The organism is Pseudomonas sp. Choline-02u-1 (assembly GCF_002836515.1).
Classification (GTDB): domain Bacteria; phylum Pseudomonadota; class Gammaproteobacteria; order Pseudomonadales; family Pseudomonadaceae; genus Aquipseudomonas.
In genome coordinates this window covers 231648-247323 of sequence record NZ_PJBC01000060.1, presented here as the reverse complement: position 1 = coordinate 247323, position 15676 = coordinate 231648, and the positions used below count along the sequence as shown (strand labels likewise).

Below are 15676 nucleotides of genomic sequence, written 5' to 3'. Positions count from 1 at the left end.
CGGTCGTGGATCTATGGTTGAGTCCCTGCCCGATGGCGCCCCGTTCAGAGCCCTATGATGTCCAGTTCGACCGCACCTCTGCTGTTTCCCGAGATTTTGAAATCCCCCGGCCTGCATGCTGATCTGGCCAAAACCCATGGTCTGAACAGCAAAGACTTCAGTTGGCTCGCGCACGTGCAACTGGCCACCCACGCTCTGCGTAGCGAACAGACCCCGCCAATGCTCGCCGAGCGAATTCTGCTTAACGCCGACAAGCAACTGCCCGTACCGTTGGCCGGTAGCTTCATTCTCGGCAGCGGCCCGGACGACGACGGCATGTTTCTCTACACCCCCTACGACGGGCTGAAGAAATACAGCGATGACGAAGCGCTGACGCAGGCGTTGCAGACGCGCCTGGACAATGCCGATGAACAGGACGATCTGTTGGCGTTCCTCAGCGCTTCGCAGCGCAAGGAACTGGTGGAAAAAAGCGTTATCAGCGTTACCCGCGAAACGATCGAAGGCGATGTATTCGAGGAGCAACAAAACTCGATCACTCTCGCTCAGCAAGCCTGTTCGCGCGACTTGCTTGACGAACTCAAGCGCCTGCCGTCGCTCGCCTCCCTGCTGGAAAAGATTCTCGATGAACGACTCGAAGCGCACTTTGGCAACTTGCGACAGAGTGACACCCGGGTCAGTTTTTACGCGGATACTGCGCCCTCTTCCGGAGAAACCAGGCATTGGGTCGAATCGCTGTCGCTCAGTGCAGCGCTGCTGCTGCACTTTCGCCGTCAGCAGTGGCCGCAAGGCCAGACCATTGAATTCTCCAATCCTGCCCGCCTCCCAGCCACGGATGATCAATCGGCATGGGAAACCGCGGTCAAGACCGCGTCGGGCAAACTGATCATGCTGTTGTTTCGTCAGCTCGAGACCTACTGGAGTGCCGCCTCACTGGAGGGGGCTCCGAGACGTACATTGTTCAGCCAGGCTTTGCACGACCAGGCACGCGCCGATCTGATGATCAAGCGCGAGACACAAATCCTCAGCGCCAGCGAGTTCGATGCGCTGCACAGTCTGATCCGTGAGCCGAACGTGGCCGTACGGCGCCCCACCTTCGAAACCGTGTGTCTGCGCGAGGCCGCCACTCAGGTAGAGTTGGCCGGCTCGCTGATGATCAATCATGACAAGGCTTATCTCTACACCCCCAGCGAGGGCCTGCAAGTGTTGACCAACTATGCCGATCTCAAAGAGACGCTCAGTGCCAAACTCGATACTGCAGGGCACGAAGACGAACTGTATGGGCTGATGAGCCTTGAGGAGCGTGATCACTACCTTGGTTTTACCAACGCCCAGGTGTCAGGCGAAAACATCGGTGGCGAAATAATGACTACCTTGTTCGAGGCCATCGTCACCAAACAACGGCAAAACGTCGAGTTTGCCTTGCAGCAATTTCGCCAGAGTGAACGTACCAGAGACATTCATGCACTGTTCGACAAGGCGCTGGATATCCGCTCGATGATCCATCAGCGCCTGCTCAAACTCGACGTCAATCAGCGCTGGAGCACCCGGCCGTCGTTTTCCAGCGCGCCGCCATCGTCACTGGTGCAGGCAGACAAGGCGGCGCAATTGACGAAAGAGCTTCAAGGACGGCTCAAACCCCTCACTGATGAATTCAACAATCAACCGACTGCAAGCAGCGGTGAACAGCGCGGCTTCGTGGAAAGCATGCTGTGGAAACTGGCGCAGGCTTACCAGGCGGGAATTTGCGCTGAAGCACACCTGAGAAACTTCAATGGTTCATGGCCGCAGGCCGAACGAAAAATCATCGAAACCGTATTCGACACTGCCCACGCCACCCGCGCTGAACGCCAGTCGCTCAATGGCTTTCGCCCGGACGCCTGGACAATGTCCTTGAAATGCGAAGGCCAGACTGACGCATTGCCGCTTGCCTACTGTGTGTTGCTGACCGAACGCGGCGGCCTGGACGTCGCGCATTCCGGCCGCGCCATTCTGTGGACGCCGGCTAACGGCCTCGAGTCGTTCGCCGACATCGCCGTTGCGCGCCAGCAATTGCAACGAAGGCTAGACGACACAAACCTGAGTTCAACCTTGCTGGAAAATCTGCCAGCGAAGCTGCGTCGCCTGGATCAGCCGTACACGCTCGGCACTTTCGAGTTGATTGACGGCAGTGTGTCAAGCGATCGCATGCAATCGGCCATTGACCATTACATGGCCGAGTGTGAGTTTTTACGGATTTGCATCAAGGACGAAGACACGCTGGCGAAGTTTCTCAAGCAAATGAAAGCCAACGTCATCGATACCAATTTGCTGCGGGCCATCGATATCGCTCGTTCCGTTTCCCGGCATCTGGACTACCCCGACTGGTTGCGCACGGCACCGGTGAAGGAACAGCGCACGCAACTTGCACTGCTGGATGAGGTGCGGCGAGCCTTTATCGATGGCAAGGACTTCATTGAAGGCGTTCCGACTCTGGCCACTCACGTGGAGCAGACACTGAAGACACTGCTCGATGCCAGATTCCCCAATAACCGGCTCCGTCCTCAAGACATCCAGATCACCCCTAACCTGACGCTTGCCGGCCCAGCCTGCGACCTGCTGGAATTTGCCCAGCATCACTACAACATCGTGCAGGACACAGGTTTTTCAGTATCCGCAAAAACAGCCACGGCGTTACCGAAAAACTTCGATCAGGCCGCCGTGCGTCAACTGCTGCTATCGCTGGAAGTCGCCACAACTTATACGCGCAAGGTGACCGAAGCGCTGTCGGGCGACACTGAGGCTGCGCGCCTCAGCAAACAACGATTCCTCCGCCAATTACCCTGGCAGTTGATGCAGCACGCGCACACGTTGAAGCTGCAACAGCAACTGTCCGATAGCGGTTACGACTACATCTGCCAAATACTCGATATGCCGGACGGGATTGCCCGTGCCACCGTCGACGGAGCACATGCCATCGTCAGCCCACTCTCGTTGATCAAAACCTCCGGCGCCGCTTCCGTTGACGCCCTCGGCCTGTACGTCATCGGGCCGGGCGCGGGACAAACGGGGCCACGGGTCTTGTATGCGCCCTATTCCAGGTTCGTATTGCGTGAATTTGAAAACGAAGCGCAGTTGATCGAAGCATTGAACACCCCCGGGCCTTTCCAGGATCTGATCATCAGGCGTCTGCCAGAGAATCAGCAGGCCGTATTCAGGAACCTGTTGCAAACCACGATTGGCAAACCCAGCGAGATCACGCTTCAAAGCACAGCCGTCAACGATAATGCGCTTGAGCTGTTTCACAAGGACACGCTCAGTCTCGTGCCGCACCTGCTCGGTAGCCAGCCACAGATCAATGCCCAGTCGGATTGGGAAGCGGCGAAAATTCTGTTCAGTAAAGGCGTGCGCCTGGTACCCCACTTGTTGCCGGCGAAGCTCGCGTCTGTGTTTTTCCTTTGGCAAAGCTACCAAGACTTCAAGGCCTCTGCCGAAGCCCTTCAAAATCACCATTGGGCGGACGGTCTGAAAAACTTTATAGCCGGCGCGATATCCCTGTTCAGTCTGGGCCGCTTGTCCTGGGAAGCAGAAGCAGAAACGGCCACCGTCGATTTCGCTCCACAAGCTCAGCCCGCTGCCGGGGCAGATACAACGACCAAAGTTGCCCCCCGCTGGGCAAAAGTGTCACCCGTTTCAGCCGCTCGGGTGGAGCTACAGTCATTTGAAACCAGCAAAGCGCTGCAAAGTCTCAAACTCGAGAGCAATAAGCTGGTGTATGGAGACACGTCGACAACCCAGAAATATGCGGCCATTGCTGGCAAGGTCTACCCGGTGGTCGAGTCTGAGAAAACCTGGTATTTGCAGGTCAAGCAGGGCGGCAGAGGGCCTGCTCTCGAAGAGAAAAACCAAAGGCTGGTGATTGCGCGGACCGGCAACCCCGTTCACTTGTGCCGATCGAAGCGGCGCGATCTCGTACAAATCGAAGTCGAGACAAGCCGTTGGATAGAAATGGATATTCAGGCCAAAGGGATGGCACAGATCAATCGCCGCTACCCCGCCAGGGCCTTTGTCATCGAGCAAGCCATAGGCCGGGCAAGACGCTACGCACTGAACTGTCTGCACAACCTGGCCTTATATCGCGACAACCTGGGCGGCAGTCGCCTGGAAACTGTATTGAAGGGGATTTTCGACATCTCGCAAGTCACACCTGCTCTGCTTGCAAACATCAAAAAAGTGCTGATCCCCCTCTGCCATGAGCTGGCCGACCCCAAAGATGACTTACTCCATACCGAACGGTTTTTCGCTGGTTTGAATTCCCGTTACTCCGACAACACGGTTGCATTCGTCTTCAAACAGGACAAGCGAAAAATAGTTCACCTCACCGAGAACTTCTTCAACCCGCAGCAGGATGTCTATACCGCCTACTTGCCGCAACGGTTCAACGTCGATTCTCACGCTCGGGCAGTGACGCTGATTCACGAACTGTCGCATCTGGTGTGCGACAGCGAAGATTTTGCGGGGGTAGACGCGATCAGTCCCTATCCCGATCTGATTGACACGAGCACTGCAGATGGGCAAACGCTTAAAGATGATCTCGAACTCAGGCGCAAGTCCTTGTCGCGCTCTACAGCGTCTGAACGCCTGTTCTCAGTGGAAAACGCCAGCAACGCCTGGATCGGCGTGGACCAGGTGCCGTCGCACGCTGATGATTACAAAAAGATTCTGCGACTTACCAAGAGCAAAAACCTTGCAGACGCCCGCAAAGCGTTTCGCAGCCCGGTCTCGGATGAGGCGCGCATTGCTGTGGTTCTGGCCAACGCTGATTCGATCGCGTTGCTGATGAGTGATATCGGCAGAGAACTGGACCCGCTACCGGCAGCCATACCCTTACCGGCCCCAGTGCCTGTCTCTGTCTCTGTCCCAAGTCAGACGCAATCCCCGCAACCAGAGCCGTAAACAAAAAAGTGCGCAGGTTCGACACCCGCGCACTTTTTATACAGCCAGCAGTGAGGACTCAGTCCTTCTGATCACGCAACACGTTGCCCGACGCGCCGTCAATTCGGAACTCGTAAACAATACCGTCGGCCTTGCGCCCTTCGCCTTCCCAGTAGCCGTCATTGTCGGCACCGATCTCATAGACTTCGACATAACCGGCTTTGGTCTTGGCGACCTCGATGGCTTTTTCGATGGTGATCCAGCCAGCGCCTGGCTTGTCCGCCAGGGCGGCACCGGCGCTGAGCAGACCGGCGGTGGCAATCAGGGCTGTGAATGTCTGTTTGATCATTTTTTCACTCCATTTATGGATAGTAGGCACTTGCTTCCTGTGTTTTTGGGCGCCACAGGGGAAAATAAGTTCCACGTTGATGGGTAAATGCCATGACGGATGTTCTCGGCAGCGGGTCAGCGAGGTTAGAATGAGCGAAATCAGGACGAGTCAATGACCCAAGACACTCTTTCGGAAGCCGAATACGATGCGATCACCGATGCCGCCGCGCAGTGGTGCATGCGTCTGCATGCCGTTGACTGCACGGACGAAGAGCGTCGCGCGTTCCAGGCGTGGCACGATGCGCATCCCTTGCACGCTTTCGAATACGAGGCCATGCAAGAGATCTGGGAGGTCGCCGGAGATCTGCCGCGAACCGAGCCCGAGGCACTCGCAGCACAACGCAAGCCTTCGCGCTCATGGCCCAAGTTCGCGGTCATTGCCGGCGCCTGCGCCCTCGCCTTGCCGCTCGCGGCCTACACCGGCTGGAGTCTGGGCTGGTTGCCCAACAGTTATCAGCATTACGCCGCCAGCGACAATGTCCGTCAGATCACTTTGAGTGACGGTAGCCAGCTGGAACTCAACCTCAACACCGACCTGACCTTCAGCAATTACAAACATGAACGCCGCGTGACCCTGAACAAGGGCGAGGCGTTTTTCAGCGTCAGTCACGACGCCGCACACCCGTTCGTGGTTCGCGCCGGCGAAGGCAAGATCCGTGTGACCGGTACGCGCTTCAATGTCTGGATGTATGAAGACCAGGTTCGGGTGAATCTGATCGAAGGCTCGGTGCTGGTCAGCAGCAATCGCGATCTACCGGGCGACGGTCTGCGCCTGACGCCATCGATGCAGGCACGCTACCGACATGGCGACTACACGCCACAAATCAGCCAGACCTACCCGAACGACACCTCGCTGGCTTGGCGCAGCGGCCGATTGGTGCTCGACAACCTTGCGCTTCACGACGCCCTGCCGTTGATCAATCGTTACCTCGACAAGCCGTTGATGCTCGCCGACACCAGCACCGGCGCGATCCGCGTGGGCGGTGTCTATAACATCAAAGAGTTGAACAACCTCGCCAACAGCCTGCCGAAAGTGCTGCCGGTCTACCTGACCCGCAACAAGGAAGGTAACCCGGTGATCAACTCGATGCCGCAACGTCCCTCGAAAAGCTGAAGGCCGCGTCCCTTGCGGGAGGCGGCCTTCGTTTGTTTCAGGTGATGAACTTTTACTGCGCTACCACCTTCCCTGCCTGTTCTTGTGCCTGGTGTATGGTCTGCACCTGATATTGCGGGTCTGCCTGGATTTGCTGCTCGGTAAATGGCAGAACGCTCCACTGTTTTCTGGAAAACGCCGCCGTCTGATCGCGCGAGTATTTCGACGCCGGATCACTTGATAACGAGAACGCCAACAGCCCTTGGGCATGTGGGCCGCTTTCGTCGAAGCTCACCACTTGCAGATAACTGGTGCCGCTGACCACCTCCAGTTTGCCGTCCTCGCGGGGCACGCTTTGCATCGCGTTGTAGATGCCAAGGGTCCCCGGCCCGCCGTGAATCGGCGTTTGCTGCCCGCCGCTGCTGACCACTTGAATATCACCCCAGCGCGTGTCCGGCTTCAGGCGCATCTTGCCAGTCAGTTTTACCGACGCCAGCATCGCCTCGCGTAGCGCTTTGGCGACAGCGGGTTGTTCAACCGCCAGACCACGCGGAGTGTTTTGCGCATCAGCCGGATCGAAGGTGACGCGCCAGATGTCCGGCGATTCAAGCAGCGCCTGCATGATGTTCCGGAAGTGCACCAGGCCAAGCCCGGAATCCAGATTGGCGCGGCCGTCCCAGGCTTTGAGGCTGACGCAGGCAGGCTTTAGTGTCGCCGCATCGCTGCCCAGATCCGATGCGCAGAACTTCAGCAGATCAGGCATGACCTGCGTGGCCAGGTACACCTGATCATCCATCACCATGCTTTGCAGATCCCTGATCCCCAGCGGGCCTTTTTTGCTCAGGTTGCTCAGGCGATCCAGGGCGAATCGCGAGCGCAGGCCCAGCGGTTGTCCGTCCTGGCTGATCAGCGGGGAATAGCCGGTAAGCGGTTGCGCCGGATTGGCCAGCCACGCAGAGTCGTTTGAGTGCTGGACAAAATCCTTGCGCAGCAACTGCGGCAACTGACTGGAGGCGAATATGCCCTGCTGTGCCGCTTGCGGATCGATATCCCAGACACACTCGCTGTTGGAACCGTCCAGAACAATCATGTGCAGGCCCGCGCGTGGGTCGCTGCATTTGGCCAGCTTGTCGGCGCTGACATTCGGCACCACCGAGAGGTTCATGTACAGCGTCTGGCCTTTGTCATCCACCGCCAGAGTGTTGACCCAGGGAATGCCCTGAATCTTGTGCACGGCGTCCTGCAGATTCGAGATGCTGTTGGCCTGGTTCATCGCATACCACTGCTTGAGCACACGATCGTTGTCCAGATTGGCATCGCGCAAGCTGTAGGCGTACTGCTTGTCCCAGTCGAGCTTGCCCGGCCACTGCACGATCGGCCCGAATTGCGAACTGTAGACGTCGCGCGTCACCGGTACGACCTGGCCATCAGCCTGCTTGACCTGCACGGTGACTGTCTGCCTGCTCAGCGCGAGCGACTTGCCGTCGACCAGGTAACGGGTCGGATCTTTCGGATCGAGTTGCAGACGATACAACGTGAAGTGTTTCGACGAGTCGACGGTATGGGTCCAGGCCAGATGCTGGTTGAAACCGATGTTGATCATCGGCAAGCCCGGCAACGCCGCGCCCATGACATCCAGCTTGCCGGGAATGGTCAGGTGCATCTGATAGAAGCGCATTCCACCCACCCAGGGAAAATGCGGGTTGGCCAGCAACATGCCGCGGCCGTTGAACGAGCGCTCGCTGCCGACCGCCACGGCGTTACTGCCTCGATCGAGGGCGAAACGCTGCTGACGTACGTCGGCCAATTGAAAGGCCTGAGCGTTGCGCTGAACCTGCGCAGTGGATTGCGGTGGGGTCGCACCGGCCAGGGCTTCGGCGAACTGGCCCACCCCGCCTTCTGCCAGCAGGCGCCGCGTCAGCTTGACCAGATCCTCGGCGTGGATCTCACGCACCCATTCACCCTGGCATTGCTGCGGCAGTCCCTGTTGACGGCGTTCGGCCAGATAGCGGTTGTAACCGGCGGCGTAGCCTCGTACCAGATCACGCACCTGAGCCGGTTGCGCCTGCCAGAACGCTTCGACCGCTGCAGGTGTGTTGAGCCAGGTGAAGAACACATCACTCACGCGATTTTCCCGTTGTTCAACGGTGAACTGTTCGGGACCAAAGTAACGGGAACGCTCGCCATTGACCGTGACGATTTCATTGGCCAGCAGACACAAATTGTCCTGAGCATAGGCATAACCGATACCGAAACCCAGACCGCGCTCGTTCTCGGCACGAATGTGCGGCACGCCGAAACTGGTACGCCGAATGTCGGCGCGGGTGTCCGTGGCCGGACTCAGTGCATGAGCCGACAGGCTCAGTCCGAATAAGGTGCCGGCAAGGGCCAGCCCGGTGAGTTGCCTGGAAATAATCACGCTCGCTCCTGATCGAAAGGTCGGTTGCCCCTGCGTCCACGCGCAATGAGCCTGTCGAAGAAACGAAGCTGAGAAAAAATATTTAGCGAGAAAACCACCGAGACCGCGCCGTCATCACGAGGCTGGGACGAATTGGCGACGAAATTTCTACATCTTTTCTTTCATGATTTGTCGTGCTGAAACGTCTTGTTTAGAGAACGCAACAAAACCTTTCCCGATCTGGCTCTGAAAAGGAGTAATCGCATGTACAACTCGCAACTACCATCGGACGGTAGCCAGACGCCACAGAGCGTTTCCATAAGTACGCACACCGACAATTTCACCCAGCGCGGCGAGCGTCCGGGCAACGAGCGCATCCGCGTTCTATTGAAGAGTTTCGGCCTGCGCACCAGCCTGATTCGGCTGAAAGTCATCGACGCGCTGCTGGTGGCAGCACAGAGCAATCGCCGCTTGGGCGTGCGCGGTGTGCATAGCCAGTTGCTCGATCTGGACGTGCCGCTGTCTTTTCTCAGCGTCCGCGAAGTGCTTAAACGCTTGTGCGCCGAAGGTGTGATCACCTTCAACGCCGACAAGAGTTACAGCCTGCACCCGCACGCTGCTGCGGTCCTCAGCGACGAATGAGGCCTGTGAAATAAACGTCAGGGCTTGACCTTGCGGCGCATTACGCCATTGATCACCACCACAATCACTGCCACGCCAATCGCGACGTACTGGAAAGTTTTTTCAGTGATCATTCCGGCGTTTTGCAGCCAGGACAGGCCGAGCATGATCGCCAGTACGGACAAAGCGATCAGAATCGAATAAATCAAGCGTTGCTTCTGGGTCATTGCGGTTTCCTGAAACGTAGAAATGTGTCCGCTTGCAGGCCACCTGCTCTGAGGATTCTGAGTAAACGCGACACAAACGGAGGCTCATGTTACAGCCGCTGAGGCGTTTTGGCTGCAGGATCGGCCACCTTGAGGCCGCCCGGTCGATTTGCCGCAACCCACGCCCGCGCCGCCAGTTCGGTTAGAACCTGTCTGGCCGTATCACGAAGATTCCTGTTTAGCGCTGATCACGGCGGCTCAATTGCGAAACTAACCGGTCATCGCTACGCATTTGTTTAGGCACGCAAGCAGCTAAAGCTTCGGCGCAGAACGACGATACGCTGTGATACCCGCCCTGTTTCAATTCCCGCCGTTCAACAAAAAGCCGCTCAAGGATCAGTTCCATGCCCGCACTGCGCACTATTCAGGCTCGCTACACGCTGTTTCTGGTTCTGTTTATCCTGCTGTTGTCAGTGCTGACCGTGGCCGGCATCAGCCAATTGGTCGCGCCGACCCTGCGCGATACCGAAGAGAAGGTCGTGCTCAACCGCATCGCCGAGGTCGCGGTACAGATTCAGGGCGAACTGAACAAGGTACAGGCGCAGCAACGCAGCATCACTCAGACCATCCCGCTGCTCGACAGCGCTGCCATCGATGTAGTGTTGCCAGGGCTGGTGGATCAGTACGGCGAACCGAAAGTCTTCGGCGGCGGCATCTGGCCGTTGCCCGGCCAGCGTGAAGCCGGGCGCAACAAGTTCAGCACCTTCTGGCATCGCGACGCCTCGGGCCAGCTCAAGGTCAATACGTTCTGGAACAGCGATGCGGCACCCAACTACTACGACCAGAGCTGGCACAAGGGCGGCATGGCCACCCCGCGCGGCCAGTGCGCATGGGCCGCTGCCTATAAAGACGATGCCAGTGCCGAGCCGCGCACCAACTGCGCCATGGCTATCTACAAGAACGGCAGTGCCTGGGGCGTTTCGACCATCGACGTGACCCTGGGCTTCTTCAACGACCTGGTAGCGCGCAAGGAAAAAGACCTTAATGCCGAGATGCTCATCGTTGAGGCTGACGGCAAGATCATCAGCAACAGCTCGCGCATCAGCGGCCCGATCGTATTGAAGAACATCAGCGAACTGGCGGCCAGCTCGACCTTCGTCAATCAGATCAAGACCGGCCTGCAGAATCGCGATAAAGCGCAACGGGTCGAGTTCGACAACAACGGTGAAGCCGCGACATTCTTTATGCGCCCTATCGAGGGCACACCGTGGTTCCTCGCCACCGCCCTGCCCACCAAAATGCTCACCGCCCAGCGCGACGATGTGCTCAACAGCCTGAGCCTGATCCAGATTCCGCTGGTGATCCTGCTGGTGCTGTTGCAGGTTTACGCGATTCGCAAGCTGGTGCAGCGCATGAAAGCCCTCAAAGCCAACATCGACTCGCTGTCGAGCGGCGACGCCGACCTGACTCGCCGCATCACCATTCGCGCTGAAGACGAGCTCGGTGCGATCGGCCATTCGGTCAACACCTTCATCGCCTACCTGCAAAACATGATCGGCGAAGTCACTCAGGCCACCGGCGCCATGGCTTCGAGCCTCGACAACCTGCAGCGCACCTCGGCACACACCAGCCAGATCCTGCTGCGTCACGCCTCGGAAACCGACCAGACCGTCACTGCCATTACCGAAATGAGCTCGACCGCCGAAAGCGTTGCGCAAAACGCCGCCGAAACCGCAGCGTTCACCCAGCGCGCCAACGAGAACGCCGATCGCTCACGCGTCGTGGTCGGTGAAGCGACCAACAGCGTGGTCGCGCTGATTGACGAGGTCGCCAGCGCTACACACAAAGTTGAAAACATGCAGCAGGACGCCCAGCGCATCACCGAAATCCTTGGCGTGATCGGCGCGATTGCCGGGCAGACCAACCTGCTCGCCCTCAACGCAGCGATTGAAGCCGCGCGTGCCGGGGAACAGGGTCGCGGCTTTGCAGTGGTGGCGGATGAAGTCCGCGCCCTCGCCGCACGCACTCAGGCCAGCACTTCCGAAATCAACGAAATGTTGACCCGCCTGACCCAGGGCGTGAGTTCCTCAGTCAGCGCCATGGAAAACACCCAGGCCAGTTGCCAGTCCGCCGCCGACGCCACGGCACGGGTCAACTCGGGTCTGGACGAAATGGCCGGTTCGGTCAGCCACATCAACAGCCTCAGCACTCAGATCGCCACTGCCGCTGAACAGCAAAGCGCGGTCACCGAAGAGATCAACCGCAGCATGGTGCAGATCCGCCACATGGTCGATGAGTTGGTCCAGAGCGGCCAGGCCAGTGAGTTGAACACCCGCCAGTTGCTGGAAGCCAATAGCCGCGTCAGCGCGATCATGGGGCGGTTCAAGGTCAGTTGAGTCTTCACCACCCACACTGGATTGCCGATAGCAGACAATCCAGTGTGGGAGCAGGGATCTGATTCGCATCGACATTGCGATCAACATGTCATACCTTTCTGACCATCCAGCCACCTCTCCCTCATCCCCCTGTCAGCCTTGATCCATAATCATCCTGTCAGCCTGCCTTGTAGCAACTGGATACACTCAGTTGATGCCGGGGCGGAAAAACCGGTCAAAATGCGTTCTTTTTGCCCGTCACCGAGTCGAGAGCCCATCCCCATGCGAAGCCAACTGCGTCTGCTCGCCCTGAGCGCCCTGTTCATCTCCTCCCTGGCGCAAGCCGCCGAACTGATCCCGATCGAAGTGCATCGCGATGCCAATTGCGGGTGCTGCAAAAAATGGATCAGCCATCTCGAAGCCAACGGTTTCAAAGTCGAAGACCACGTCGAAAGCGACATGAGCAGCTTTAAACAGCAGCACGGCGTACCGCCGCGCCTGGCGTCCTGCCATACCGCGATCATCAATGGCAAATTCGTCGAAGGTCATGTGCCGGCCGATCAAGTGCTGGCGCTGAGCAAGCGCGACGATCTGCTGGGCGTTGCCGCGCCAGGCATGCCGATGGGTTCGCCGGGGATGGAAATGGACGGCATGAGCGATGCGTACCAAGTGATCGGCCTGAAGAAGGACGGCGCTGACGTGGTGGTGGCGGATTACCCGGCCCGTTGATGGGTGCAGCCTACTTCGGTCTGTTCTTTGCCGCGTTTGGCGCGGCGACATTGCTGCCATTGCAATCCGAGGCGCTGCTGGTCGGTCTGATCATCAGTGAGCGATATTGGCTGTGGGGGCTGCTCGCGGTGGCGACGCTGGGCAACGTGCTCGGTTCATTGGTCAACTGGTGGCTGGGCCGTGGTCTCGAGCGTTTTCAGGATCGCCGCTGGTTCCCGGTCAGTCCGCGGCATATGACCACGGCGCGCAAGCATTACGAGCGCTATGGGCATTGGTCGCTGCTGCTCAGTTGGCTGCCGGTGATCGGCGATCCGCTGACCTTGATTGCCGGTGTCATGCGTGAGCCACTCGGGCGGTTTCTGCTGATCGTCACGCTGGCCAAAGGCGCGCGTTATGGCGTGCTGGCCTTGCTGACGCTGGGCTGGCTCGGTTGAACCAACCGCCCGCATGATTGCCATTGTTTAACGTCGGCGTAATCCCGGCCTTACAGAGTCAGCCAATTTCCAAGGAGTTTGTGCTTATGTCCGTCACGCTTTCCCGCTGGCTGCCCGGCCTCGTCCTCAGCGCTGCACTGCCGCTAATGGCGCACGCAGCCACTCAAACCGCTCCCGCCGAAGGGCCTGCCTATGGCCCGCAGCTGCAAGGTTTCCAATATCCCTACACGCTTAAACATTTCGCCTTCGAATCCCAGGGGCAGAAACTGCAAATGGGTTACATGGATGTCGCCGCCAATGGCAAGGCCAACGGCCGCACCGTGGTGCTGATGCACGGCAAGAATTTCTGCGCAGCGACCTGGGACAGTTCGATCAAGGCCCTCAGCGATGCCGGTTACCGCGTCATCGCCCCAGACCAGATCGGCTTCTGTACATCCAGCAAACCTGAGCACTATCAGTACAGCTTCCAGCAACTGGCCACCAATACTCAGCAATTGCTCAAAGCGTTGGGTATCCAGAAAGCCACCCTCCTCGGCCACTCCACCGGCGGCATGCTCGCCACCCGTTATGCGCTGCTTTTTCCTGAGCAGGTCGATCAACTGGCGATGGTCAACCCGATCGGTCTGGAAGACTGGAAAGCCCTTGGCGTTCCATATCGCACCGTCGATCAGTGGTACCAGCGCGAGTTGAAGGTCACGGCCAAGGGCATTCGCGACTATGAGCGCACGACTTATTACGACGGCCGCTGGAAGCCCGAATTTGATCGTTGGGTCGACATGCTCGCCGGCCTGAGCAAAGGCCCGGGCAAGACCCAGGTCGCGTGGAACTCGGCGCTGATCTACGACATGATCTTCACCCAGCCGGTGTACTACGAATTCAAGAATCTGAAGATGCCGACCCTGTTGCTGATCGGCACCTCCGACACCACCGCCATCGGCAAGGACCTCGCGCCGCCTGAGGTGAAAGCGAAGATTGGTCATTACGAAGTGCTCGGCAAACAGGTCGCCAAGCTGATTCCCCAGTCGACGCTGATCGAATTCCCGGGCATGGGCCATGCGCCGCAAATGGAAGAGCCGGAGAAATTTCATCAGGCGCTGCTCGGCTGGCTGGGCAAAACCCCTTCCGCTCCATGATGAGGTAAGCCGATGACGGTGCAGATTGCGGTGATTGATGACTGGCAGGACGTGGCCCGTGACGTGGTCGACTGGTCCGTGCTCGAGAGCATCGGTGAAGTAAACTTTGTGCACGATTACCCGTCCGACAACGCCACGCTGGCCGAGCGCCTGGGCAAGTATCAGGTGATCTGCGTGATGCGCGAGCGCACGCGTTTCGACGCTGATCTGCTTGGGCGCTTGCCACAATTGAAGTTGCTGGTCACCGGCGGCATGCGCAATGCGGCGCTGGACATGTCAGCGGCAGCCGCGCTCGGCATCCAGGCCTGCGGCACCGACAGCTACAAACACGCCGCACCCGAACTGACGTGGGCGCTGATCATGGCGGCGACCCGTGATCTGGTCAAGGAAGCCAATGCCCTGCGCGCCGGCCAGTGGCAACAGGGCCTGGGCGGCGACCTGCATGGCAAGACGCTGGGAATTCTCGGTTTGGGCAGCATCGGCCAGCGAGTCGCGCAGTTCGGTCAGGTGTTCGGCATGCGGGTGATTGCCTGGAGCGAAAACCTCACGGCCGAACGTGCCGAAAATGCCGGCGTGACGTACGTCAGCAAGCAGCAATTGTTCGAGCAGGCCGACGTGCTGTCGGTGCATCTGGTGCTCAGCGAGCGCAGTCGGGGCCTGGTCGATGCCCAGGCGCTTGGCTGGATGAAACCGACCGCGCTGCTGGTCAACACCGCGCGCGGGCCAATCGTCGATGAAGCCGCGCTGATCAAGGCGCTGCAGAAACAACGCATTGCCGGCGCGGCGCTGGACGTATTCGACCAAGAGCCTTTGCCGGCTCTGCACCCGTTTCGCACGCTGGAAAACGTCCTCGCTACGCCGCATGTGGGCTATGTCAGCCGACAGAATTACGAGCAGTTCTTCGGGCAGATGATCGAGGATATTCAGGCGTGGGCGGCTGGAGAGCCGGTGCGATTGTTGAATTGAGTCTTTCATTTGAGAGGTTCAGCGCTCAACCGGCCGATTCGTGAACAGGCTCGCTTCCACAGGGTGTACGCGTGCCGATGTGGGAGCGGGCCTGTTCGCGAAGAGGCCATCATCGACACTACGCCAGAATGTTCTCGCACCAAAACGGTGCTATCCGCCCATCCCCTAGCACAAAATCGTGACTAACCAGTCACCGTTTTGGCCCACTCCGGACGGAAAACATGCCCTTCGTCGGAGCATTCGCCCTCTCAAACCCTCGTTAGCATACCGACACAACCGATTGTCGAACAATTTACCCCTTTGCCCTGACCCGCTCTAGGATCTGGCCTAGACTGATTTTTCAGTGGCCAAACCACTCGGTCATACCGACGAAAAAAAGTCGAAACTTTTGCTTCACGCCACAGGTCATCAGAACAACTG

Annotated in this window: 11 protein-coding genes and 2 pseudogenes; 9 read left to right on the top strand and 4 right to left on the bottom strand. The window is 58.6% G+C overall.

Going from position 1 to position 15676, the window contains the following annotated elements; translation table 11 throughout:
• The first annotated feature begins 219 nt into the window (after window positions 1–219).
• Window positions 220–4932 carry a dermonecrotic toxin domain-containing protein gene (locus CXF97_RS17380; protein WP_256589856.1) on the top strand — a complete coding sequence of 1571 codons (4713 nt, stop codon included), beginning with the start codon at window positions 220–222 and terminating at the stop codon, window positions 4930–4932.
• Window positions 4933–4990: 58 nt separating this feature from the next.
• On the opposite strand, the gene CXF97_RS17375 is transcribed toward CXF97_RS17380, so the two are convergent.
• The gene (locus CXF97_RS17375) at window positions 4991–5260 is read right to left on the bottom strand and encodes a PepSY domain-containing protein (protein WP_101159548.1); all 270 of its coding nucleotides are present in this window, start codon (window positions 5258–5260) and stop codon (window positions 4991–4993) included.
• 153 nt (window positions 5261–5413) lie between these two features.
• On the opposite strand from CXF97_RS17375, the gene CXF97_RS17370 reads away from it, so the two are divergent.
• Window positions 5414–6415, top strand: a complete 1002-nt coding sequence (locus tag CXF97_RS17370) for a FecR family protein (protein ID WP_101159547.1) — start codon at window positions 5414–5416, stop codon at window positions 6413–6415.
• Window positions 6416–6467: 52 nt separating this feature from the next.
• Here CXF97_RS17370 and CXF97_RS17365 read toward each other — a convergent pair whose 3' ends face one another.
• Entirely contained in the window at window positions 6468–8813 is a 2346-nt protein-coding gene (locus CXF97_RS17365) for an acylase (protein WP_101159546.1), read from the bottom strand.
• 243 nt (window positions 8814–9056) lie between these two features.
• On the opposite strand from CXF97_RS17365, the gene CXF97_RS17360 reads away from it, so the two are divergent.
• Complete coding sequence (locus tag CXF97_RS17360) at window positions 9057–9434, top strand: fe2+ zn2+ uptake regulation protein (RefSeq protein WP_101159545.1); 378 nt, start codon at window positions 9057–9059, stop codon at window positions 9432–9434.
• Window positions 9435–9451: 17 nt separating this feature from the next.
• Here CXF97_RS17360 and CXF97_RS17355 read toward each other — a convergent pair whose 3' ends face one another.
• Both CXF97_RS17355 and CXF97_RS28045 read right to left on the bottom strand, forming a co-directional pair.
• Entirely contained in the window at window positions 9452–9640 is a 189-nt protein-coding gene (locus tag CXF97_RS17355; RefSeq protein ID WP_101159544.1) for a hypothetical protein, read from the bottom strand.
• 217 nt (window positions 9641–9857) lie between these two features.
• Window positions 9858–10025: a hypothetical protein gene (locus CXF97_RS28045; protein ID WP_157830908.1), complete on the bottom strand. Its 168-nt coding sequence runs from the start codon at window positions 10023–10025 to the stop codon at window positions 9858–9860.
• Here CXF97_RS28045 and CXF97_RS28815 point away from each other — a divergent pair.
• The 6 genes and pseudogenes from CXF97_RS28815 to CXF97_RS17330 all read left to right on the top strand — a co-directional run.
• Window positions 10024–11154 (top strand): annotated as a pseudogene (locus tag CXF97_RS28815) (cache and HAMP domain-containing protein); the annotation flags it as partial. The gene CXF97_RS28045 and the pseudogene CXF97_RS28815 overlap by 2 nt on opposite strands.
• Window positions 11155–11487: 333 nt before the next feature.
• A pseudogene (locus CXF97_RS28810) lies at window positions 11488–12015 on the top strand (methyl-accepting chemotaxis protein); the annotation flags it as partial.
• Window positions 12016–12276: 261 nt separating this feature from the next.
• A complete protein-coding gene (locus CXF97_RS17345; RefSeq protein ID WP_041480975.1) occupies window positions 12277–12723 on the top strand; it encodes a DUF411 domain-containing protein in 447 nt (148 codons plus the stop codon).
• Window positions 12723–13157 carry a YqaA family protein gene (locus tag CXF97_RS17340; RefSeq protein ID WP_101159542.1) on the top strand — a complete coding sequence of 145 codons (435 nt, stop codon included), beginning with the start codon at window positions 12723–12725 and terminating at the stop codon, window positions 13155–13157. Before CXF97_RS17345 ends, CXF97_RS17340 begins: the two co-directional genes overlap by 1 nt.
• Before the next feature lie 86 nt (window positions 13158–13243).
• Window positions 13244–14290, top strand: a complete 1047-nt coding sequence (locus CXF97_RS17335) for an alpha/beta fold hydrolase (protein ID WP_101159541.1) — start codon at window positions 13244–13246, stop codon at window positions 14288–14290.
• 12 nt (window positions 14291–14302) lie between these two features.
• The gene (locus CXF97_RS17330; protein WP_101159540.1) at window positions 14303–15256 is read left to right on the top strand and encodes a D-2-hydroxyacid dehydrogenase family protein; all 954 of its coding nucleotides are present in this window, start codon (window positions 14303–14305) and stop codon (window positions 15254–15256) included.
• Window positions 15257–15676 lie beyond the last annotated feature (420 nt).

Coding starts and splice junctions, on each gene's coding strand:
- CXF97_RS17375 (WP_101159548.1), bottom strand. CDS start 5,260: ATGATCAAACAGACATTCACAGCCCTGATTGCCACCGCCGGTCTGCTC.
- CXF97_RS17380 (WP_256589856.1), top strand. CDS start 220: ATGCTCGCCGAGCGAATTCTGCTTAACGCCGACAAGCAACTGCCCGTA.
- CXF97_RS17370 (WP_101159547.1), top strand. CDS start 5,414: ATGACCCAAGACACTCTTTCGGAAGCCGAATACGATGCGATCACCGAT.
- CXF97_RS17355 (WP_101159544.1), bottom strand. CDS start 9,640: ATGACCCAGAAGCAACGCTTGATTTATTCGATTCTGATCGCTTTGTCC.
- CXF97_RS17330 (WP_101159540.1), top strand. CDS start 14,303: ATGACGGTGCAGATTGCGGTGATTGATGACTGGCAGGACGTGGCCCGT.
- CXF97_RS17360 (WP_101159545.1), top strand. CDS start 9,057: ATGTACAACTCGCAACTACCATCGGACGGTAGCCAGACGCCACAGAGC.
- CXF97_RS17335 (WP_101159541.1), top strand. CDS start 13,244: ATGTCCGTCACGCTTTCCCGCTGGCTGCCCGGCCTCGTCCTCAGCGCT.
- CXF97_RS28045 (WP_157830908.1), bottom strand. CDS start 10,025: ATGGAACTGATCCTTGAGCGGCTTTTTGTTGAACGGCGGGAATTGAAA.
- CXF97_RS17345 (WP_041480975.1), top strand. CDS start 12,277: ATGCGAAGCCAACTGCGTCTGCTCGCCCTGAGCGCCCTGTTCATCTCC.
- CXF97_RS17340 (WP_101159542.1), top strand. CDS start 12,723: ATGGGTGCAGCCTACTTCGGTCTGTTCTTTGCCGCGTTTGGCGCGGCG.